Annotated in this window: 19 protein-coding genes; 10 read left to right on the top strand and 9 right to left on the bottom strand. The window is 50.3% G+C overall.

Annotated features, from left to right (window positions below):
• Positions 1–4 precede the first annotated feature (4 nt).
• Genes CRO03_RS01935 through CRO03_RS01925 form a run of 3 tightly spaced genes read right to left on the bottom strand, consistent with a single transcriptional unit; the run spans position 5 to position 2,959 of the window.
• Positions 5–1,246, bottom strand: coding sequence for an efflux RND transporter periplasmic adaptor subunit (locus tag CRO03_RS01935; RefSeq protein WP_097109876.1), 1,242 nt, complete (start codon positions 1,244–1,246; stop codon positions 5–7).
• Positions 1,239–2,525: a TolC family protein gene (locus CRO03_RS01930; protein WP_097109875.1), complete on the bottom strand. Its 1,287-nt coding sequence runs from the start codon at positions 2,523–2,525 to the stop codon at positions 1,239–1,241. Before CRO03_RS01930 ends, CRO03_RS01935 begins: the two co-directional genes overlap by 8 nt.
• Positions 2,526–2,575: 50 nt before the next feature.
• Positions 2,576–2,959, bottom strand: a complete 384-nt coding sequence (locus tag CRO03_RS01925) for a cobalt transporter (RefSeq protein WP_097109874.1) — start codon at positions 2,957–2,959, stop codon at positions 2,576–2,578.
• A gap of 102 nt (positions 2,960–3,061) precedes the next feature.
• Here CRO03_RS01925 and CRO03_RS01920 point away from each other — a divergent pair, with 102 nt between their 5' ends.
• On the top strand, positions 3,062–3,961 hold the full coding sequence (locus tag CRO03_RS01920) for a cation diffusion facilitator family transporter (protein WP_097109873.1): 900 nt from the start codon (positions 3,062–3,064) through the stop codon (positions 3,959–3,961).
• Positions 3,962–3,982: 21 nt separating this feature from the next.
• Here CRO03_RS01920 and ylqF read toward each other — a convergent pair whose 3' ends face one another.
• The 5 genes from ylqF to CRO03_RS01895 form a co-directional block, all read right to left on the bottom strand.
• The gene (gene ylqF / locus CRO03_RS01915) at positions 3,983–4,918 is read right to left on the bottom strand and encodes a ribosome biogenesis GTPase YlqF (protein WP_097109872.1); all 936 of its coding nucleotides are present in this window, start codon (positions 4,916–4,918) and stop codon (positions 3,983–3,985) included.
• Positions 4,919–4,971: 53 nt separating this feature from the next.
• Positions 4,972–5,250, bottom strand: coding sequence for a hypothetical protein (locus tag CRO03_RS01910; RefSeq protein ID WP_097109871.1), 279 nt, complete (start codon positions 5,248–5,250; stop codon positions 4,972–4,974).
• A 129-nt stretch (positions 5,251–5,379) separates the two neighbouring features.
• Positions 5,380–6,588, bottom strand: coding sequence for a CsiV family protein (locus CRO03_RS01905; RefSeq protein ID WP_097109870.1), 1,209 nt, complete (start codon positions 6,586–6,588; stop codon positions 5,380–5,382).
• On the bottom strand, positions 6,585–10,064 hold the full coding sequence (gene mfd / locus CRO03_RS01900) for a transcription-repair coupling factor (protein ID WP_097109869.1): 3,480 nt from the start codon (positions 10,062–10,064) through the stop codon (positions 6,585–6,587). The genes CRO03_RS01905 and mfd overlap by 4 nt, the downstream gene beginning before the upstream one ends.
• Before the next feature lie 82 nt (positions 10,065–10,146).
• Positions 10,147–10,737: a PilZ domain-containing protein gene (locus tag CRO03_RS01895; protein ID WP_097109868.1), complete on the bottom strand. Its 591-nt coding sequence runs from the start codon at positions 10,735–10,737 to the stop codon at positions 10,147–10,149.
• Between the two features lie 110 nt (positions 10,738–10,847).
• On the opposite strand from CRO03_RS01895, the gene CRO03_RS01890 reads away from it, so the two are divergent.
• The 3 genes from CRO03_RS01890 to CRO03_RS01880 are packed head-to-tail and all read left to right on the top strand — an operon-like array spanning position 10,848 to position 13,954.
• Complete coding sequence (locus CRO03_RS01890) at positions 10,848–12,047, top strand: lipoprotein-releasing ABC transporter permease subunit (RefSeq protein ID WP_097109867.1); 1,200 nt, start codon at positions 10,848–10,850, stop codon at positions 12,045–12,047.
• The gene (lolD, locus tag CRO03_RS01885) at positions 12,040–12,723 is read left to right on the top strand and encodes a lipoprotein-releasing ABC transporter ATP-binding protein LolD (RefSeq protein ID WP_097109866.1); all 684 of its coding nucleotides are present in this window, start codon (positions 12,040–12,042) and stop codon (positions 12,721–12,723) included. The genes CRO03_RS01890 and lolD overlap by 8 nt, the downstream gene beginning before the upstream one ends.
• Positions 12,716–13,954, top strand: a complete 1,239-nt coding sequence (locus tag CRO03_RS01880; RefSeq protein WP_097109865.1) for a lipoprotein-releasing ABC transporter permease subunit — start codon at positions 12,716–12,718, stop codon at positions 13,952–13,954. The genes lolD and CRO03_RS01880 overlap by 8 nt, the downstream gene beginning before the upstream one ends.
• On the opposite strand, the gene CRO03_RS01875 is transcribed toward CRO03_RS01880, so the two are convergent.
• Positions 13,935–14,480, bottom strand: coding sequence for a DUF2062 domain-containing protein (locus CRO03_RS01875; protein WP_097109864.1), 546 nt, complete (start codon positions 14,478–14,480; stop codon positions 13,935–13,937). The two genes, CRO03_RS01880 and CRO03_RS01875, sit on opposite strands and share 20 nt — an antisense overlap.
• A gap of 62 nt (positions 14,481–14,542) precedes the next feature.
• Between CRO03_RS01875 and CRO03_RS01870 the strand changes: the two genes are divergently transcribed.
• The 6 genes from CRO03_RS01870 to CRO03_RS01845 are packed head-to-tail and all read left to right on the top strand — an operon-like array spanning position 14,543 to position 21,129.
• Complete coding sequence (locus tag CRO03_RS01870) at positions 14,543–16,732, top strand: DNA internalization-related competence protein ComEC/Rec2 (protein WP_170948912.1); 2,190 nt, start codon at positions 14,543–14,545, stop codon at positions 16,730–16,732.
• 39 nt (positions 16,733–16,771) lie between these two features.
• Entirely contained in the window at positions 16,772–18,517 is a 1,746-nt protein-coding gene (gene msbA, locus CRO03_RS01865; protein WP_097110363.1) for a lipid A export permease/ATP-binding protein MsbA, read from the top strand.
• Positions 18,514–19,479 carry a tetraacyldisaccharide 4'-kinase gene (lpxK, locus tag CRO03_RS01860; protein WP_097109862.1) on the top strand — a complete coding sequence of 322 codons (966 nt, stop codon included), beginning with the start codon at positions 18,514–18,516 and terminating at the stop codon, positions 19,477–19,479. The genes msbA and lpxK overlap by 4 nt, the downstream gene beginning before the upstream one ends.
• A gap of 8 nt (positions 19,480–19,487) precedes the next feature.
• Positions 19,488–19,679 (top strand): Trm112 family protein, encoded by a 192-nt coding sequence (locus CRO03_RS01855; RefSeq protein WP_170948942.1) that lies wholly within the window; start codon positions 19,488–19,490, stop codon positions 19,677–19,679.
• Positions 19,667–20,422 (top strand): 3-deoxy-manno-octulosonate cytidylyltransferase, encoded by a 756-nt coding sequence (gene kdsB, locus CRO03_RS01850; protein ID WP_097109860.1) that lies wholly within the window; start codon positions 19,667–19,669, stop codon positions 20,420–20,422. The genes CRO03_RS01855 and kdsB overlap by 13 nt, the downstream gene beginning before the upstream one ends.
• Positions 20,419–21,129 (top strand): pseudouridine synthase, encoded by a 711-nt coding sequence (locus CRO03_RS01845; RefSeq protein WP_097109859.1) that lies wholly within the window; start codon positions 20,419–20,421, stop codon positions 21,127–21,129. Before kdsB ends, CRO03_RS01845 begins: the two co-directional genes overlap by 4 nt.

The following is a 21,129-nucleotide window of genomic DNA, read 5'->3' as shown; positions in this document are numbered from 1 at the left end:
ACTCCTAATGATCATGGCTGGCGCCGGATTTAAGTACATCAGCTTTAAGTACAAAGCTGTTGTCTGTAGCGTATTCAGTGCCGGCCTTAAGGCCTGCGGTTACTTCTATATAGTCATCATCTTCACGACCAAACTGCAGCATCCGCACTTCAAAGGTATTGCCATAGCGGGCAAATACCACCGGCATATCACGAAAGCGTTGAATAGCTCGTTTCTGCACGGCCAGTGCTACCGGTATTTTGGCCGTAAGTACCTCGGCTTTAATATGCATACCGGGGCGCCAGTAGCCACTATTGTTATCCAGTATGGCGCGTGCCCTGGCGATATGGCCTTCGGTCATCTGTGGGGCAATATAACTTATATTACTGTCGGCGCTTTGGCCGTGATGTAAGCTGAATACGGATACCGGCATACCCACCCGCAATTGCCCGATATCGTCGGGAAAAGCCGATAGCTCGACATAAACGCTGCTGAAATCGACGATGTTAAATAGCACCTCGTCCCGGATAAGTTCATTATTATTAAAAAAACGGTCGGTAATGATGCCGCTTGCCGGTGATAAAATATCGTACATTTTCAGAGTTGCGGTGCTACTAATACGGGCTAAACGCTGGCCCTTAGTGACCGAATCGCCTTGTTGTACCATTATTTCTGTCAGCGTGCCGGGGTAGGCGGCCCTTACCTGATTGTGCGCAGTAGGTGGGCTGCTGATTACCCCAAATAAATGGATTTTTTGGGTCAGTACCTGCGCTTTGGCGATATCGGTGCCAATACCCGCCAGTGTGAAAATTCTGTCATTCAGTTCAACCCGCCCCTCAAAACTATCGTAATGCCAGTGGTATTGCTGGCCCTGATAGCTGACGCTGATATCGACGCTATACGAGTGTGGCTCAGCGATGCTGATATCCCCGACCAGATAGTCCTGCTCCGGGCTAAACCGGATCTCATCCTGCTGGCCGTCCAGCCGGTGCAGTGTTACTTTGGCATCTAGTTCGGTCGCTGAAACCGGCTCGCCGTTGCTATAACCATACAAGCGCATTTCCGGCGGTACGCCTGTCTCGAAAATGGTAATCTCTACCGCAAAATCCACTTCAGTTAACAATTTGCCGCCGTGCGGACCTTCCGCCTGTTCAGTCGCATGTTCATCGTGGTGATCGTTATGCTCACCTGCAGCATGTGCCGCGACGATAAAAAAAAGCAGTAACGATGCCAGTATGCTGGCCAGTATAATCGGGTTCTTATTCATAGCTTTGCTCCAACGCAACGGCAGATGCTGTGGTTGTCAATGTCATGGGTTGGCCGGTAAGACGCTCCAACTCCAGCAGCGTCAGATGAAAACGGCTTTGAGTTTGGATCAGGTCATGCTCTGCCTGCGCCAGCTCTTCTTCTGCGGATAGCAGGCTTAATAAGTCAAGCTGGCCCTGTTGATAACTGCTTAAGCTGATTTGCCGCAGTTTTTCTGCTTCTGGCAGCAGGCGGGTATTGATGGCTTGCACGGTGTCACGGAGTTGCTGTAAATTTAACCACTGCTGATGCAGCAGCAGGGAGAGTTCGCTGCTGGCAAGTTGCTGCTGCCTTGCCAGTAGGGCTTGATCTGCGGCCTGGGCCAGGCGACGTCCTTCGTTTGGATCAGTAAGCGTCAGCGGCATGCTCAGGCTAAACACCAGTGCGTTATCATTGTTAGCCTGGTTACGTCTTAATCCGGCAGAGAAACGGACGTCGGCCTGACTGTTGGCCTCGGTTAAACGCAGTTGGCTATGGGCAATCCGTTGCAGGGTAATATATCGCTGCATGGCCGCGCTTTGCTGCAGTTGTTGTTGCAGTGCCGATAATGCCGGCACTTGTGGCAACAAGGCCAGGTCGCCGGTTACCCTGGCAAAATCAGGTGTGGTATGCCATCTGGCGGCCAGGCGGTATCGGCGGCTTTCAATGGTCTGCTGAATGTCAGCCAGTTGAAGCTGGCTTCGCAACAGGCGCAGTTTAATCCGGCTGATATCGGCATCCAGCAGATTACCCGCTTTACTGCGTAATTCAGCCGTGGCCAGCAGCGATTGTTGACGACTAATCCTCTCGCGGGCCCATTGCTGTATATATTGCAGTCGTAATAATTCCACGTATTGCATTGTTGTTGCAGCCAGCGCATCCAGTCTGGCCAATTCATAGTTATCGCGTTGCAGCTGGCTTTGCCGCTGCGCCAGCTCCAGCCGGCGCTCGCGTTTCTGGCCCAGTTCAATTTGCTGACTGAGACTGAGGGTAAGTTCTGCGCCTTTCAGGGCGCGGTTATCACCTGTACCCAGCACGTTCTCCAGTGAGAGATCCAGCTCAGGGTTAGGTTTAATTGAGGCTTGCAGTTGCTGGGCTTCTGCCATTCGCAGTTGATACGGAAACGCTTGCAGTGTGGTGTCGTGCTGTAAGGTGCGTTGTAAGGCCTGAGACAGCGTTATTGTTTGCGGTTGTTCTGCCGCTGGCGCAGTCGAATAGGCTGTTGCTGCCAGTAATACCGGCAGCAGAAATGTCATACGCATAGGTATGCTCCTGTTAGTTAATCAGTAATAAAAGTGATAAACGGGCAGGATCAGGCGTTGGGGGGCGGTACCGGAGGGCTGTAGCTGATAAGGTTTAACATTGGATTGATGCTGGCAATAACGCTATTTGTAAAATTAAGCAGTTCAATCCCGAAAAAGAAAGAAATGTAGCAGGTAACGTGAGCGTGTTCGCTATGTTGCTCAGGACTATGCTCAGGGCTATGCTCACTACTTTGTGCAGAAGCAGGCTCAGTGTCTGACATACTGACATGGTGGGTACAATCGGCCCCACCGGGTGTCAGGTGATTAGCTGTCGGCCTGGTAATGGAGTGGTCATGTTCAGGCATGTGAACTACCAATGCGTCACAGGCCATCACGGCATGGTTTAGCATTATCAGTAATAATAGTAATACGCCTGACGTTCGACCTGACATAATGCCCTCAGTAAGATTGCGCCAGTTTAGCGGTAATGCAGCGAAACGACAAGCCGCTTTGTTGCAGCATCATCAGTTGTATTACTTATCCCGGAGCGTTAAATGCATCAGCGCCATCACTCACTTCATCAAGATGACAGCAGCAAACGACTCGCATTAGCATTTTTTCTTAATGTCAGTTTTACCATAATTGAGTTTATTGGCGGTTGGTTAACCAATAGTACGGCGATTATGGCCGATGCGGTGCATGACCTAGGGGATAGCTTATCGATTGGTAGTGCCTGGTTGCTCAACCGGTTGGGCCAAAAATCAGCAAACAGTGAATTTACCTATGGCTATCGCCGGTTGTCGTTGTTTGGTGCCTTAATCAATGGCCTGATTTTAATTGGCGGATCGGTGTGGGTTTTAACAGAAGCTATTCCGCGGCTGGCTAATCCGGTTATGCCGGTTACCGAAGGTATGCTGGCGCTGGCCTTATTAGGCGTTGCGGTAAATGGGTTTGCGGCTTATCGACTGAGCAAAGGTAAAACCCTTAACGAAAAAGTATTAAACTGGCATCTACTGGAAGATGTTCTGGGTTGGGTCGCAGTGCTCATCGTTGCCATCATCTTACAGTTTGTTGACTGGCCCATTCTGGACCCATTATTGTCCATCGGTTTTACTTTGTTTATTTTGGTTAATGTCGTGCGAACCCTCAGCGCAACAGCGCGTTTGTTTTTGCAGGCCGCGCCTGATAAAGCGCTGCAAGACCAGATCCAAAGTACCTTGCAACTTATTGAGGGTTTAGATAGCGTCCATCACCTGCATTTATGGTCCCTGGATGGTGAGCATCATGTGCTAACTGCGCATATAGTGCTAAATTCCAGCGAAAACTTTGATGCCGACAGCTATGCTGAGATGAAACACAAGATTGCCGACGCGCTGGAGCAATTCGAGTTAGCCCACACCACGATCGAACTGGAATTAACCCATGAAAACTGCCGTGATGAAGGCCAGTTCTGAAGACAACAAGCCTTAACCGTATTAACGATACTTGCGCTGTGCTTTGCGTTTGCGCTCAGCTTCGCGTTCGGCCTTATCTTTTGACTTGGCTGCTTCTTCCGCTTTGGCGTCAATTTGTTCCTGACTGACCATGTCAGGCGTTTCCAGGGTAATGGGGCCGAGGTTGCCGGCGCGCAGCTCAGTAATAAGAATAGTGCCGGCTTTTTCTAAGTCGACCACGCCGCCTTTACGCATACAGCCCCGGCGCACGCCAATGGCATCCAGTAAGGCCAAATCATTGTCTGGCAGCTCCGTTAAATCGAAGCGTTGCATTACAGCCTGCGGATATACCTGTAACAAGTAGTCAGCGGCAAACAGGGCAATATCGGCATATTCAAACACCGTGTCTTTAATGGCGCCGGTAACGGCTAAGCGGTAGCCGCATGTTGGCGGACTTAGTTTCGGCCATAAAAAGCCTGGGGTGTCGGTCAGAATAACGTTATTTTCCAGCTTAATCCGCTGCTGAGACTTGGTAACGCCGGCTTCGTTGCCGGTTTTGGCGATGGTGCGACCTGCTAAGGTATTAATCAGGGTCGATTTACCTACATTTGGTATTCCCATGATCATGGCGCGGGCCGGGCGAATATCCAGATTGCGCTCGGGCAGCATGTCATTGCACAGTTTTAACAAGGCCTTAATTTGTTCAGGATGTTGCTGACTGATCGGAATGGCCCGCACGCCGCTTTGTTGCTCGAAATGGGCTACCCAGACGGCAGTTAACGCCGGATCAGCCAGATCGGCTTTGTTAAGCACTTTAATACAGGGGGTGTTGCCGCGTAATTGCGGTACTAACGGGTTTTCACTGGAGAACGGAATGCGGGCGTCAAGCATTTCAATAATGATATCAACCTGAGGCATCACCTCAGCAATTTCTTTGCGGGCTTTGTGCATGTGGCCCGGAAACCAGTTAATTGACATCAGTTATCCTCAATAGCGATCAGGGGCGCATCATACTCTATTGTGATAACGTGCTACAGCAAAAATTGATAAAAGCTAACCAGGGTTATCGGGGTAAGAATGGCAGAGTAAACGGCTGCAGACGGCAATCGGATTATGCCCAGTCCTTTGAAAAACAGCATCAGGCTATATAAGCCCAGCAGGGGGGGCAACACATCTAACCACAGGCTGTGTGCCGCGTGTGGCATTATCCAGGCGAAAAGCGAACTACCGGCACTGGCAAAGATCAGTAACAGCAGTAACAGCACATAATGTGCAGGTGTAAATTCGGGATGGAGGTTTAAATCGTCCATTGATCTCTGATTGTGGTTAACGGATAGGGTTAATGTAGGAAAAAACCATGTTACTTACCCGTTGTTATTTGTGTAAATATGTAACTAAGCCGCTAGTTTAGTTCCTTTTTTAAATAAAGCAACAGCCATCTAATTGTTTTTGCCGTTCTGGTCTGTCACGGTTGTGTTAATTTTAGCGTCCGGTGACTGCAAGGCATCGTCTGTTTCACCCGTAACTTCGGGTTCGGGTTCAGGCGGTTGAAAACGTCTGATTTGAATAATCATACCGAGATACGGATGGTCGAGATAATGTAGCTCACCGCTGATAACCCGCCGGCTCTGTTTGACATTTATGCTTTGCATATTGCCTTCAGGCAAAGAATGCCGCAGGTTAAAATCAGTATTAACAAACAGATAGTGGTCCAGATGCAATTTGAATAAACCATCAAGTTGCCAGATATCGTCTGGCAGGTTTGACAGGCTGTCACTGACTTGTGGCAGTTGTTGATCTTGATCCTGCAGGGTTTCAAGTTTACCTGCGGCATTTAGCTGATCCAGTAAACTATCTATCGCACTGAACAAATCATCTTGCTGTTCGTTCTGAAATAACGCTTCAGCTGCAGCAGCGGCATCATCTGTTGCATCCTGATTGCGGTCACGGCCCCAGTAATCGACTAAATCAGAATAGTTAGCGCCGCCAAACCAGCGGCTTGGCACGGCCAGTTTCTCGGTAACCGGGGCCTGGCGCCAGACGGTATGCAGTAACAAATGCTGATTTGGCTGGCGACTAATTTTGCTGGCAAGTTCGGTTAAAGCGAAGGCGGTGCGCGGCGCCAGATAAGGACCCGGCTGATGAAGTTCTGACTTACCGGCCAGTTGCACTGGTAAGCTGTCTGGCATCGGCAGCTGAGTATTTAGCAGCTGCTCGGGAAACAACGCGGTACGCTGCCAGGCTGCCGGCTCTGCTTCGCTAAGACACAGTAGAGGATAGTAAGGCGGTTGCCACTGCTGCCAGTTGCGAAGGGCTGCCGGAAGAAAACGGGTTGCCGGTTGGTGAGATTCATCGCAGCGCGTTAAAGCCTGTAGTAAAGGCTTGATATCAGGTTGGTATTTCGCCGTGACTAAATCAAAACTGTTGCTAAGGCGAATTGGCTTTACTTCGTAATCAAATTGCTCTTTTAGCTCAGCGTTGCGGGCAGGACTGAAGACAATGAGTTCTACTTCAAACCAGCGCTCAGCTGCAGTGTTGGCTGCGGTTACGCCGCTGAAGGTTAACAGCAGCGCGCCGGCTAATGCTTTAAATACAGCCGGCATGGTTTTTGTAGCAGGGAATAAAGTCGATACTGCAATTCGTTTCATGATTTCTCCAGCTGATGTTGGCTGAAATCAGCCAGCATATTGGCAACCAGGGTCAGGCGTTCCTTGGCATCAGGACTGGCAATGGCAAAGCGCAATTTCTGGCCACCTTCCAGCTTAAATATCCGGCTTTGTTGTTGAATAAGGCCAATAATATACGCCGGAGCAACCCGGGTTTTATCGGCAAATTCAATTAAGCCACCTTTGGCATTCGCTTCAATTCGTTTGATTCCCAGGTATTGTGCCTGTTGCTTAAATTCGGTTAGTTTAACCAAGTTTTTCGCCGCATCAGGCAACAATCCAAAGCGATCAATTAATTCAACCTGGACATCATCCAGCTCGGTTTCATCTTTGGCACTGGCCAGTTTTTTGTAAAATGACAGCCGTAAGTTTACATCAGGTATGTAACTGTCAGGTAGCAGCGCCGGAATTTTTAAATCAATTTCGCTTTGCTGACTTAACATCATATCCAGACTGGGCTGGCGGCCTTCTTTTAAGGCTGTTACTGCTTCTTCCAGCATATCCATGTATAAGGTAAAGCCGATAGTTTCAATCTGGCCGCTTTGCTCATCACCTAATAGTTCACCCGCGCCGCGAATTTCCAGATCGTGGGTAGCCAGGGCAAAACCGGCACCTAAATCCTCCAGTGAAGAAATGGCTTCCAGCCGTTTTTCAGCATCTTTACTCAACCGTTTGGGTGGGGGCGTCAGCAGATAGGCATAAGCCTGATGGTGCGAACGGCCAACCCGACCGCGCAGCTGATGCAACTGGGCCAGACCAAAGTTATCTGCGCGGTTGATAATAATGGTATTAGCGGTTGGTACGTCGATACCGGTTTCAATAATGGTTGAACACAACAATAAGTTAAAACGCTGGTGATAAAAATCGGCCATTATCCGTTCTAAGTCGCGCTCACGCAGCTGACCGTGGGCGATAGCAATATTAGCCTCGGGCACCAGCTCGGCCAGATCAGCCGCCATTTTCTCAATAGTGGCAACATCGTTATGTAAAAAGTAAACCTGGCCACCGCGCAGAATTTCCCGCATTACGGCCTCGCGCAGCAGACCGGCTTCAAATTCCCGGACAAAAGTTTTAACGGCCAGTCGTTTCGCAGGGGGGGTGGCAATAATTGATAAATCGCGCATGCCCGACATCGACATATTCAGCGTTCGCGGAATGGGGGTGGCAGTCAGGGTTAAAATATCAATATTGGCACGTAGCGCTTTAATCTTTTCTTTCTGGCGCACGCCAAAGCGATGTTCTTCATCAACAACTAATAAGCCCAGATCATGCAGCTTGATGTCATCCTGCAATAATTTATGGGTACCAATTAAAATATCGACTTTGCCATTGGCCACATCTTCTAAAATAGCTTTTTGCTGTTTCTGGCTGACAAAGCGGGACAGTACCTCGACCCGCACTGGCCAGTTGGCAAAACGATCTTTAAAGTTCTCAAAGTGTTGTTGCGCCAGCAAGGTAGTGGGTACCAATATGGCCACTTGTTTGCCATCGTTAACCGCAATAAAGGCGGCCCGCATTGCCACTTCGGTTTTACCAAAACCGACGTCGCCGCAAACCAGCCGGTCCATCGGTTGCGGAGTTTGCATATCATTCAGGACTGCAGTTATCGCATCCTGCTGATCGGCTGTCTCCTCAAACGGGAAGCTATCAGCAAAAGCAGCATACTGTTCCTGATCAACGTTAAAAGCATAGCCCTGGTGCGCCGCGCGCTGGGCATAGACATCCAGCAGTTCGGCGGCAACATCACGGATTTTTTCTGCGGCTTTGCGCCGGGCTTTTTCCCAGGTGTCGTTGCCCAGTTTGTGTAGCGGCGCATGGTCCTGATCGCTGCCGGAATAGCGGCTTAGCAGGTGCAGGGATGAAACAGGCACATAGAGTTTGCTGCTGCCAGCGTATTCAATGGTAACAAATTCAGCACTGATGCCGGCAGCGTCCAGTACCTGCAGACCCTGATAACGGCCTACGCCATGCTGTAAATGCACTACTGGCTGACCTTCGCTCAACTCTGCCAGATTGCGGATAATAGTATCGGAAGAAACCTGCTGGCTTTTTTTACGGCGCCGGCGCTGGCTGATTTTCTGACCGAATAACTCGTTTTCGCTGATTAACGCCAGTGGTGGCGTGGTGCTTAGCAGGGCGCCTTGTTCCAGGGCGCCCACCAGCATCACCAGATCAGCATCACTGCTGGCAAAATCGGTCAGTTTATTTATTTCAGGCGCGCGGATCCCTGCTTTGTTAAACAGTTGGTGCAGACTTTCCCGCCGGCCTTCGCTCTCTACAAAAAATATCGCCCGGCCATTTTGTTGTTTTAAGGTCAGTAAAAATTCGCATAGCAGGCTCAAGGGTTGCTTTAGCTGATGCTGGATATTCAGCTCCGGCAGCTCTGTGACCGGCGCATTTACCTGGCCCGGTTTGGTCGGCAGGACGGCACGGCTTAGCTTGATCCGGCTGAAGTTATTCAGCTCACTGAATAACTCATCCGTCTGCAGGTATAGCTCCTGCGGCTGCAAAATAGGCCGCATGGTATCAATGGCGCGATCATGATAACGACGCTTCAGCTCGTGCCAGAATTGATTGGCGCTGTGTTCAATGTCGCCATAACTCAGCGCGATGCAGCCTGCTGGTAAAAAGCTGAATAAACTGGCCGTGTCTTCGGCAAACAGCGGCAAATAATATTCTATACCCGCCGGGAAAATGCCCTGAGTAACCTGTTGGTATAACGATTCCTTTTCATTACGGGCGGCAAAGCGCTCCCGATAGCGCAGCCGGAAGCGCTCAATCGCTGCTTTATCAGTGGGAAATTCGTGGGCGGGCAGTAATTCAATGGCGTTAACCTGGCTTAAACTACGTTGATTATCCGGGTCGAACGTACGGATGCCATCGACTTCATTGTCGAAAAAGTCAATGCGAAATGGCGAACTGCAGCCCATCGGAAATAAATCCAGTAATGAGCCACGGGCAGAGAATTCACCATGTTCCATAACCTGGTCGACCGCCCGGTAGCCTACTGCGGTCAGTTGTAATTTTAAGGCAGTTAAATCGACTTGCTGGCCTTGTTTGATTAGAAAACTGGCTTGCTCCAGATAGTTGCGCTGGCTGATTTTTAACAGCAGGGTGCTAACTGGCACAATAACCAGCCCTTGGGTTAGCCTTGGCAATTGATACAGCGTTTTCAGGCGCTGAGAAATAATGTCCTGATGCGGTGAAAACACGTCATAGGGCAGGGTTTCCCAGTCGGGCAGGGTTAACACCGGGCAGGCACTGTCATCCAGAAATACCGCCAGTTCCTGCTCCAGTCGTAAGGCACTTGGCGTATCAGGCACCACTAACAAATACACGGCGGGCTCTGCCTGCACCAGCTGGGCAATAGCGTAGGGCAGAGCGGCGCCATGCAGCTGGCCCCAACTGATTTGATCCTGCTGACGTTTAATCCGGGATAAAAACTTAATAAAACTCATTAAAACCTGAAACCCTATACAAAATACTGACGATAAAAAGAATCTCGATTAAACGTATCGTACTCATTACGGCCCTGTGCGCTTATTCCGGCAACTGGCGCTGCGCTGCTTTTTGCTTCAGCTGGCGAGACTGCTGATGCAAACTGGCACGGACGATAAGCTCGCGATCTTGATCTCTAATCCGGCGAAACACAACTTTTATTTGCCAGCCATTGTCTGCCTGTTCTGCACTGATGACCTGACCCAGGCAATAAACCGCACCTTCATTTTCTGCCAGAAATACTTTCAGCTCAACCAGGTTAAGTACCGCTATTTGCTGGGGACTTTGCAAACATAAGCCTGCACCACCGTAACTTAACGTAAACTGACGATGTTCTGCGCTGTCTTGCTGGCGCAGAACGTAGTGTAGCAACAAGTCAATTTTCCGGGCTTGCTGCTGCAGATAATTTGCTAATTCATCGGCCAGTTCACCAATCCGGTTTAATGAGCGCAGAGCTGACATATTCAGACTACCCATTTCACCTGCCAGTAAAAATGGCTCGGGAATACTGGCTAAAAATTCCTGCTCCGAGGGCAGGTCGCCGGAATAAACTTTACAATTGACGGTAATGTCATGCTCAACGCTAAAGTAGTCGTTATAAGCATCGGTTAATGACTGTAATATTGGGTCCATAGCAGGCCTCGAGTAAGGTTGCTTGTCATTATGGCTAATAATCACTATTATCAGCAGCGATTTTTGCAGCTAATTTACCATCTAACCGAGGCAAAGTCCTGAATATTAACATGCAATTACCCGTCAGCATTTTGCTTGGTATCCGTTACAGTCAGAGCCGTAAGGGTAATGCCTTTATTTCGTTTATCACATTTTTCTCCGTTGCCGGTATTCTGCTGGGTGTCATGGCGTTAACCCTGGTCAGCTCGGTAATGAATGGCTTTGAAGGCGATTTAAAAAAACGGATCCTCGGCGTAATTCCCCACGTTGTGGTGATGCCTGAACCTGCTAATACGGACTGGCAGACTGCGCTGCGGCCGGGCGATGGCGTGCAGGATATCAGTCCATTTTTACAATCTGAAGCCCTGGTGCAGGCACCGCGGCAACTTAATGCGGTAATGCTGCAAGGCATTCATCCAGAAAAAATTCCGCAATTTTTACAGCAGGCATTGGTGGTGGGCAGTTGGCAGGATTTTGCGACAAGCCGCTACGGTGTGGTGCTGGGCCGCGGCCTGGCTGAACAGCTTGAAGTTAGCCGAGGCCAGCAACTGCGATTTATGCTGGCGCAGGGCGGCAGCTATACCCCGGTTGGCTGGTTACCCCGCCAGCGTTTGTTTGAAGTGGTGGGAATAGTCGATACCGGCTCCGAGGTCGATAGCGTGCTGGCGGTAACCCGCTTAGATGATCTGGCACGGCTGTTACCGGCCTCCGCGCGCGAACCTTCGTGGCGACTCAGTCTGGCAGAACCTTTCAGTGCACCGCTGCTGGCTGAGCGTCTGGTCCGGAGCGGCAGCTTCAGTGAAGTATCTGACTGGCGGCAAAGTCAGGGCAAACTGTTCGCTGCTGTGGCAATGGAAAAAGCCATGATGTGGCTGATGTTACTGCTGATAGTCGCCGTAGCTGCCTTTAATATTGTGTCGGCCCTGGTAATGATGGTGACTGAAAAGCAAGCGGAAGTGGCAATTTTAAAAACTCTGGGCATGACGGATAGCCAACTGTTTATGGTATTTGCCTTTCAGGGCGTGGTGAATGGTATGGTGGGCGCGGCGTTGGGCGTAGTAGCGGGCTTGCTGCTTTGCCTGCAGTTGAATGAAGTGCTTAGCCTGTTTGGACTGCAACTGGCCAGTGGTATGGCATTACCTGTGGCCGTGAACCCGCTGCAAATTGCCACTATTTTTGCCTGCGCAGTAGGACTGACCCTGCTGGCAGTGCTGTATCCGGCCTGGCGGGCTGTTAAAGTTAATCCGGCGGAAATTTTACGCGATGAATAAAGTATTAGAAGCGAACCAAATTTGTAAAAGCTACCGGGACGGCGCTGCGGTTACTCAGGTGTTACATAATGTCAGCCTGAGTGTCGCTGCTGGTGAAATGGTTGCCATTGTCGGCAGTTCAGGTTCAGGCAAAAGTACCTTGTTACACATATTAGGCGCTCTGGATCTGGCTGACAGTGGTTCAGTTGATATTGCCGGTCAACCACTGGCCGGATTAAGCTCAGCGAAAAAGGCCCGGCTACGGAATCAGCAGTTGGGTTTTATTTATCAGTTTCATCATTTGTTGATGGATTTCAGCGCCCTGGAGAATGTCGCTATGCCGCTGTTTATTCGTGGCGAAAAACGCACAGACGCGCTGGCTAAAGCCGCGGCGTTGATTGAGCGGGTAGGGCTGAGCCATCGGGGCCATCACAAACCAGCTGAACTGAGCGGTGGCGAGCGGCAGCGGGTGGCCATTGCCCGCGCCTTGGTTACCCAACCGGCACTGGTGCTGGCCGATGAGCCTACCGGCAATCTGGATCAGCATACAGCTGAGTCAATATATCAGTTACTGCGCGAGCTGAATGCCAGTATGGCGACCAGTTTTGTGGTGGTAACCCATGACACTGAACTGGCAGGCAGGCTTGATACTCAGTACCTGATGCGGGAAGGTCAGCTTGAGGTGATGCATGGCTAGTCTGGCCTGGCAACTGGCAAAGCGCTACCGTTCTACCCGCCACACCAGTGGTTTTATCCGCTTCATTTCGGCTTCTTCCACCTCTGGCATTGCGTTGGGGGTAGCGATACTGATTCTGGCACTGTCAGTGATGAACGGCTTTGAGCAAGCATTAAAAGACCGGTTATTGTCAGTGATCCCCCATATTGAATTAGAGGCAGTTGACTACAGCCTGGCCGACTGGCCGCGTAAATTGCAGACCATGGCCAGTGCCGACGGAGTCATCGCCGGTGCACCTTTTGTTAAAGCCAACGGCATGCTACGCCACAGCGGTGCAGTAAAAGCGGCGCAGGTACGGGGCGTCAGTCTGAGCCATGAACAGCAAATCAGTGCGGTCGCAGAGTATGTCAGCCAGGGCAGTATGACTACGCTAAGTGATCAGCAAATAGTACTGGGACAAGGTATTGCTGAGGCGCTCGATATTCAGGTAGGCCAGAATTTACAGTTAATGTTGCCCCGGTTTGCCGCTGATGGCAGCCTGGCCAGTCATCGCACCGTCAACCTGACCGTCAGTGCAGTCGTGGCATTAGGTGGTCAGCTTGACTACAGTCAGGTGTGGGTTGATATTGACGCACTGGCACGCTGGTTAGGTGTGCCAGAAGGCGAGGTGCATGGCCTGGCGTTCCGGATAGATGATGTTTTTGCCGCGCCGCAAACCGCCCGGCAGTTGGGGCGGTTAACAGAAGATTATGTTTATGTGCGTGACTGGTTTGGTGCCCAGGGCCATGTCTATAACGACATTCAGATGGTTAGGGCGATTTTGTATCTGGTGTTAACCTTAGTGATTGCAGTGGCGTGTTTTAATATCGTGGCAACACTGGTTATGGCGGTGCGGGAAAAAGAAGCGGATATCGCTATTTTACTGACCATGGGTATGGCGCCCGGCCAACTGATAAAAACCTTTGTGCTGCTGGGCTGGTTAAACGGCTTAATTGGTTCAATATTGGGGGTCGGTTTTGGTGTGCTGCTTGCCAGTACCATTGAACAATTGTTTGCCGGCTTAACCCGTTTACTTGGTAGTTCGCTGCTGGACCCGAGTATATATTTTATCGATTTTGTGCCATCGCTGTTGCGTTGGCAGGACGTGGCACTGACCTTCAGCATTGCACTGCTTCTGAGCTTGCTGGCTACATTATATCCGGCCTGGCGCGCCAGTAAAGTAGAGCCGGCGGCTATTCTTGGCCAGCACTAGCCTTTTTTGTTTTTCTGTTTTTCAGTAATTTAGCCAGCTGCGCTTTTTTCACCGACAACCGCCATAGCCAGTCAATCAGGAAATAACCACTGATACTGGCTGTTATCGCCATTAATAATGATCCAAGCAAAAACGGCTTGCCAATAGTATCCAGGCTGTAGCGCAGCCACTCCAGGCTGGCTTCAAATGCAAACGGCTCCAGTGGTCTGGCGAGTACGACTGTACCAATAAGATAACTTAAATAGAACATAATTGGCATGGTTAGCGGATTAGACGTCCATACCAACGCCAGGGTTAACGGTAAATTTACCCGCAAAGGGATAGCCGTAGCGGCCGCAGCAACCATCTGAAAGGGCATTGGGATCCACGCCCAGAACAAGCCTACAGCAAAGGCACCGCGCGCTGAGCGTCGGTTTAAATGCCAAAGGTTACCATCGTGTAGCAAACTTCCAAATAAATTTATAAGTTTTTGTTGCTTGATTTTTTCAGCTGATGGTAGATATTTCTTAAATAGTTTTTTGGGCATTCTAACCTGTATAGAAAGAGGCCATGCTAGGATTCTGCATTGGAGTTATTACAGCCAGCCTATTGTCGTTATTTTTGCCAATAGTGCCACCCTTTTTCAGTATTTTTTTTGTAATGCTGGTTTTGCTGGTATTTATCCGGCGCTGGCCCCAGCCGATCCTGTTTTTATTGGGTGCCAGCTGTTTCCTGGCCAACTGGAGCTGGCAGTATCAACAACATCAAATTAGTCAACGCACCCTGCTTGAATTGGCCGGTTCTCCGGTAATGGTGAGAATTGACGCCACGCCATTAACGTATCCTGACTACACCCAGCTTAGTGCAACAGTGCTGAGCGGGCCAGCCAGCGGCTATAGGTTGTCGCTACGCTGGCAACAGCCACCTACGCTAGCAGCAGGTCAGCACTGGCGTTTACGTTTGCAACTGAAAAAGGTACACGGTTTTACTAACCCGGGTGGCTTTAATGCCGAAAGCTTCGCCTACATAAATGGCATGGCAGCGTCAGGACAAGTCGCCCGGGGGCCGCATATTCTGCTGCTGCAGCAATATTCAGTAAGGCAGCATGTTGTCGACCTGGTAGAGCAGGCTATCATGCCTTACCGCACTGCACCATTAATGAAAGCGTTGGCGGTTGGTGAGCGAGATTTTTCTGATGGGCTTTGGCAGGGGGCACAACATTCGGGTCTTGGCCACCTGCTGGCGATATCAGGTTTACATATTGGCCTGGTGTTTGGCTGGGTAATATGGCTGGGCGGCTGGAGTAGAGGCATTATTGCTATCCGGCGCCAGCAACAACTGCTGTTAGTGCTGGCACTGGCGGCTGCACTGCTGTATGCCTGGCTGGCCAGTTTTGCTATACCGACGCTGCGGGCCAGTATTGCGTTGGTGATCCTGGTTATCTGCCGCAGCCAGTTGGCCACCATTCCGCTAAGTCGCTTCTGGCTGATGTTAGTTGCGCTGCTGTTACTGCTGCAGCCATTCTGGGCGCTCAGTGCCAGTTTCTGGCTGTCAGTGCTGGCAGTCGCAATTATTTTTACTGCGCTATGGCGCTATCCGTTAACCGGTTACCATCGGCTGGCCCGCCTTAAATGGTTTTTGAGTTTTCATATATTGCTAAGTTTGCTGATGACCTTGCTTGGAATTATTTTTTTCGGTGGCTTCAGTCCGTTAATGCTGTTATCAAATTTACTGTTTGTGCCCTGGTGCAGTCTGGTCGCTATTCCGTTGCTACTGGTAAGCTTATTTTTAACCGTATTGGGGGTTGACGGCAGTTGGCTGTGGCAGTTAACAGATATGGCGCTTAAGCCACTACTGTGGTGGTTAGAGTATAGCGCTGAGCTGCCTCTCTGGTGGCCTGTGGCCCGGATTTCTGGTATTACCGTGGCGCTGATGGCACTACTACTGCTGGTGCTGCTGGTATTTATCAGAAAAGCGGTGTTGCTTTTATTGCCTTTGTGCTTGCTGTTGTTAACTGGCAGCAGTGTACAATCGAAAAATTGGCATTTGCATTTGCTCGATAGTGGCCAACGGCAACTGGTGTTGTTACAGCATGGCCGTCACGCCTTGCTATATGACCAGGCACCCGCAACAGCAACCCGGGATATCGCCGAAAATCAGCTACAGCCGGTGTTGCGTCAACTGGGTATTCGCCAGCTTGATTTTGTGTTGTTTCGCCAGCAACGGACAGAGCGCAGCCGGCACTGGACCTTGCTGAAGAATTACCGAACTGATCAGCAGAGCCTGGCACGTTTTAGTCAACAAACCGCTGCTGATAGCTGCCGGCAGTTACCAGCTGTATATCAGGATATCCGACTGGATGTATTGACGCCAGACGGGGCTGACAGCTGTATTGTGCGGATTACTATCGGGCCTTGGCGGGTGCTGCTGCCTGGAAAAATTGACCCGGTGACTGAGCGTGCCTTTATAAGTCAACATGCCGATCTGGAGGCAGATGTGCTGATCCTGGCTAATAATGGCAGCGCGGCAGTCAATAGTCTGGCAATGCTGCAACGGGTCCAGCCAGCGCTGGCGCTGAATGCTGCTGCGTTTATGAATGGTTATCAGCATCCGGCCACTGCAGTGCAACAGCGGCTGGCGCTGCTAAGGGTTCCCTTGCTTAATACCGCAGACTATGGTGCTATCACCATTGAATTTAATGATAAAAATCTGCGGATCAGCAGCTTGCGGCGGCAAAGATTGCCGTTTTGGTTGGAAAAGCCTGCGGCAATTGCTGAAACCTTGGCAACAACACGCTAGAATACAGCAAAATTCAAATGGCAGGATTAACCATTGTCAGTGTCTGAAGCTAACCAAGCGGGTACCGCCCGGCGTTTATTGCGTTATGTTATTCCTTATAAATTCGGTTTTCTGGCAGCTGCGCTGGGTATGCTGGGTTATGCGCTGATTGATGTGTATTTCATTTCAAAGTTACCTGATTTTATTGATGTCGGCATTAATGACAAAAACACCAACTACCTGCGTTATGCCCCGGTGTTTATTGTGCTTATTTTTATACTTCGTGGCGTGTTCAATTTTATAGCCAGTTACTGTCTTAACTGGGTAGGTACCCATGTGGTAAAAACATTACGCCAGCAATTGTTTGAGCACTATATGCGCCTGCCGGTCAGTTTTCACGATCAGCACTCTACCGGTGAGCTTATTTCAAAAGTTACCTACAATACCGAGCAAATCAAACAGACTACTTCACGTTCGTTGACCGTGCTGCTGCGTGAGGGGGTGTTTGTAATCGGTTTGCTGGTAATGATGTTTATGATGAGCTGGCAGTTGTCGGCTATTTTCCTGTTGATTGCGCCGGTAATTGCCGTGGTGGTCAGTTTTGTCTCGAAACGCTTTCGCTTGCTCAGCCGTAATATTCAGAATGCGATGGGTAATGTCACCACCTGCTCGGAACAAATGCTTAATGGCCATAAGGTCATTTTATCTTTTGGTGGCCAGGAAATAGAAAAACAACGATTTCACAATGTGAATAATTTAACCCGGCAGCAAGATGTTAAGATGGAGGCTACCCGGGCGATCAGTGTGTCAACCATTCAGATTATTGCCTCTTTTGCCCTGGCGTTTGTGGTGTATATGGCCAGTTTCCCGGAAATGCTGGAGAGCCTGTCGGCCGGCACCTTTACCACTATTGTCGCCTCGATGATGATGATGCTCAGGCCGTTAAAGCAATTAACCACGGTAAACAGTGAGTTTCAGCGTGGTCTGGCAGCGGCAAAAAGTGTCTTTGCGGTGCTTGATCAGCCGGTTGAACAGGACACCGGTACGGTGCAGCTGGCCGGGGTAAAAGGTGATATTCGCTTTGACCAGGTCAATTTCAGCTATCCCGGCCATGATAAACAAGTGTTATTTGATATTAGTTTTTCCGCTAACGCCGGGCAGACCATTGCCCTGGTAGGGCGTTCCGGTAGCGGTAAAACCACCATTTCCAGCCTGTTGCCCAGGTTTTATGAATTAACCAGCGGTGATATTACCATTGATGGTCAGAATATTCGCCAGTGCACCTTACCGTCGCTGCGCAATCAGATGGCGATAGTATCCCAATATGTCACCTTGTTTAACGATACCATTGCCAACAATATTTGTTACGGCCTGGCGGAGCAGGTAGACAGAGCGACGTTGCTCGAGGTAGCTGAAAAAGCCCATGTGCTGGAATTTGCTAATCAGTTGCCGGACGGCCTGGACACCATTATTGGTGAGAACGGCGTCAGCTTATCAGGCGGCCAGCGCCAGCGCATTGCTATTGCCCGTGCTTTATTGCGCAAGGCTCCCATTCTGGTGCTGGATGAAGCGACATCGGCACTTGATACCGAGTCGGAGCGGAAAATCCAGGCTGCCCTTGATGAACTGCTTAAAGGCCGCACTAATATTGTTATCGCCCACCGCTTATCGACCATTGAGCAAGCTGATAAAATTATTGTGATGGAGCAGGGGCGGATTATTGAGCAGGGAAGCCACGCTGAACTGCTCGATGCTAATGGCACCTACGCCCAGTTATATAAGTTGCAGTTCGGCACTGAACAATGAATCTGCTGCAACAAAGCTGGTATCAGAAGGGCCACTGGTTATCGATTGTGCTACTGCCTCTGGCGGCGCTTTACTGGTTACTTAGTAGTACCAGAACCGCCCTGTTCCGGCTTGGCATTAAACGTCAGTTTAAGTTGGCCGTGCCGGTTGTAATCGTTGGTAATATCAGTGTTGGCGGTACTGGAAAAACGCCTTTTACGCTCTGGCTGTGCCAGCAACTGCTGGCAAAAGGTCTGCGACCAGGCATTATCAGCCGTGGTTATGGTGCTAAGGTCAACAGGCCGATAGTGGTCACTGCTGATAGCTTGGCCACTGAAGTAGGTGATGAACCTTTGTTACTGGCCAGGCGCAGTGGTTGTCCGGTAGTGGTATGCCCGGACCGGGTTGCTGCTGGCCGGGAGCTGCTGGGCCGCTATCAGGTAGATATTATTATTTGCGATGATGGTTTACAGCATTATCGTTTAGCCCGTGATTTCGAAATAGTGCTGGTAGATGGCCGGCGCGGTTTTGGTAATGGTTTATTATTGCCAGCCGGGCCGTTACGCGAGCGGCGCGATAGACTGGCTAACGTTGATCTGATTATTGCCAACTCTGGTGAGATAACGCAGGCTGATTATCAGATGCAGCTAAGTAGCTCAGTGGCAAAAAGCTTGCTTACTGGTACGGAGCTTGCGCCGTGTTCAGTTACGCTGGTGGCAGGTATAGGCAACCCACAGCGGTTTCAGCTCACGGCACAGCAGGCGGGTTTTAAGGTGGTTAATCAGCGGTTCTTCGCTGATCATCACCATTTTACTGCAGCCGATTTTAACGAAATCAGTGGCCCGGTGCTGATGACCGAAAAAGATGCAGTAAAATGTCAGCATTTTGGCCGCGACAACTGGTATTTTCTGCCGGTTGATGCCAGTTTTACATCGGAAGAAAGCACTGAAATTATTAATAAAATTACCCAATTACTGGAATAATTATGGCTATTAACGTTGCACTGACTGAAATACTGGCCTGCCCGTTGTGCAAAGGCAAACTTAAATACGATAAAACCGCACAGCGTTTGATTTGTCTAGCGGATGCGCTGGCGTATCCGGTTCGCAATAATATTCCGGTATTGATTGCTGATGAGGCAGAACAGTTAGGCCCGGATGAGGTTAAAAAATGGCGTTCGTAGTGGTTATTCCTGCCCGCTATGCCAGTAGCCGGTTGCCCGGGAAACCACTGGCTGATATTGCCGGTAAAACAATGATCGAGCGGGTATATCAGCAGGCGCTGCAAAGTGGCGCCAGCCGGGTGGTTGTCGCAACAGATGACGCCAGGGTAGCCGCTGCGGTTGATGAGTTCAGTGGTGAAGTGTGTATGACCGATCCAAATCATAACTCGGGTACAGAAAGGTTGGCTGAGGTGGTAAACAAACTACAACTTGGCCCAGAAACCATAGTGGTCAACGTGCAGGGAGATGAACCCTTTATTCCGCCATTAATTATTCGCCAGGTTGCTGAGAACCTGGCGGGCCAGCATAGGGCCCGGATGGCAACTCTGGCTGTGCCGCTTCGCCATGCAGCAGAAATTCGTAACCCGAATATCGTTAAAGTGGTCACCGATAAACAGGGCTATGCGCTTTATTTCAGCCGCAGCGTCATACCTTACGACAGAGACGGTATTGTCGCAGATGATTTAGCCAGTCACTACCGGCGCCATATTGGCATTTATGCTTATCGGGCCGGCTTTATTCAGCAATACGTCAACTGGCCGGCGTCGGCTTTAGAGCAAATTGAGAGCCTCGAGCAATTGCGGGTATTATGGCAAGGCGAAGCCATTCACGTGGACACGGCGCTGGAGACGCCGGCTGTTGGGGTGGATACGCCGGCTGATTTGGAGCAAGCCCGCCAGCATGCCCGGAGTTTGGCGCAGTGAGCACTGCCTTTAACCTGGTAGCTGAAACTGCCGATTTTGTGGTGCTGGATAAAGCTGCCGGCGTGAGTTTTCATTCCGAAGATGGCGCCGGTTTAGTGGTGCAGGCAGAACAGGTATTGGGTTTCAAACTGTTTGCGGTGCACCGGCTGGATAAAGTGACGTCGGGCTTGATTATCTTGGCACGCAGCAGTGAGGTCGCAGCGCAACTGACTAGTTTATTTACCCGGCATCAGGTTGAAAAATACTACCTGGCACTGAGTTTAACTAAACCGGCTAAAAAACAGGGTTGGGTAAAAGGCGATATGGCAGCAGCACGCCGCGGTGCCTGGAAGCTGTTAAAATCTCAGAGCAATCCGGCGGTAAGTTACTTTGTCAGTAAGGGCTTCGCTGGCATACCTATACGGGCATTTCTGATTAAGCCATACAGCGGTAAAACTCATCAAATCCGGGTGGCACTAAAAAGCGTCGGCGCCGCCATAGCCGGTGATAGGTTGTATCAGGGTGGTGCTGCTGACAGGGTTTATTTACATGCATTTGCCCTGAGTTTTACCCTCGCCGGCAAGCTATATCAGTATCAGCAAGCGCCGGAACAAGGCACTTACTTTCAACAGCTGACCCATGCCGGAGCATGGCAGCAGTGGGCTGAGCCCTGGCAGTTGACCTGGCCCGATTATCAACAACCACAATCAACAACCGCAACAGGTTAA

Origin of the sequence: Arsukibacterium tuosuense (genome assembly GCF_900215315.1) — a bacterium.
Taxonomy (GTDB): domain Bacteria; phylum Pseudomonadota; class Gammaproteobacteria; order Enterobacterales; family Alteromonadaceae; genus Alishewanella; species Alishewanella tuosuense.
This window is presented reverse-complemented; position numbering and strand designations above follow the sequence as displayed.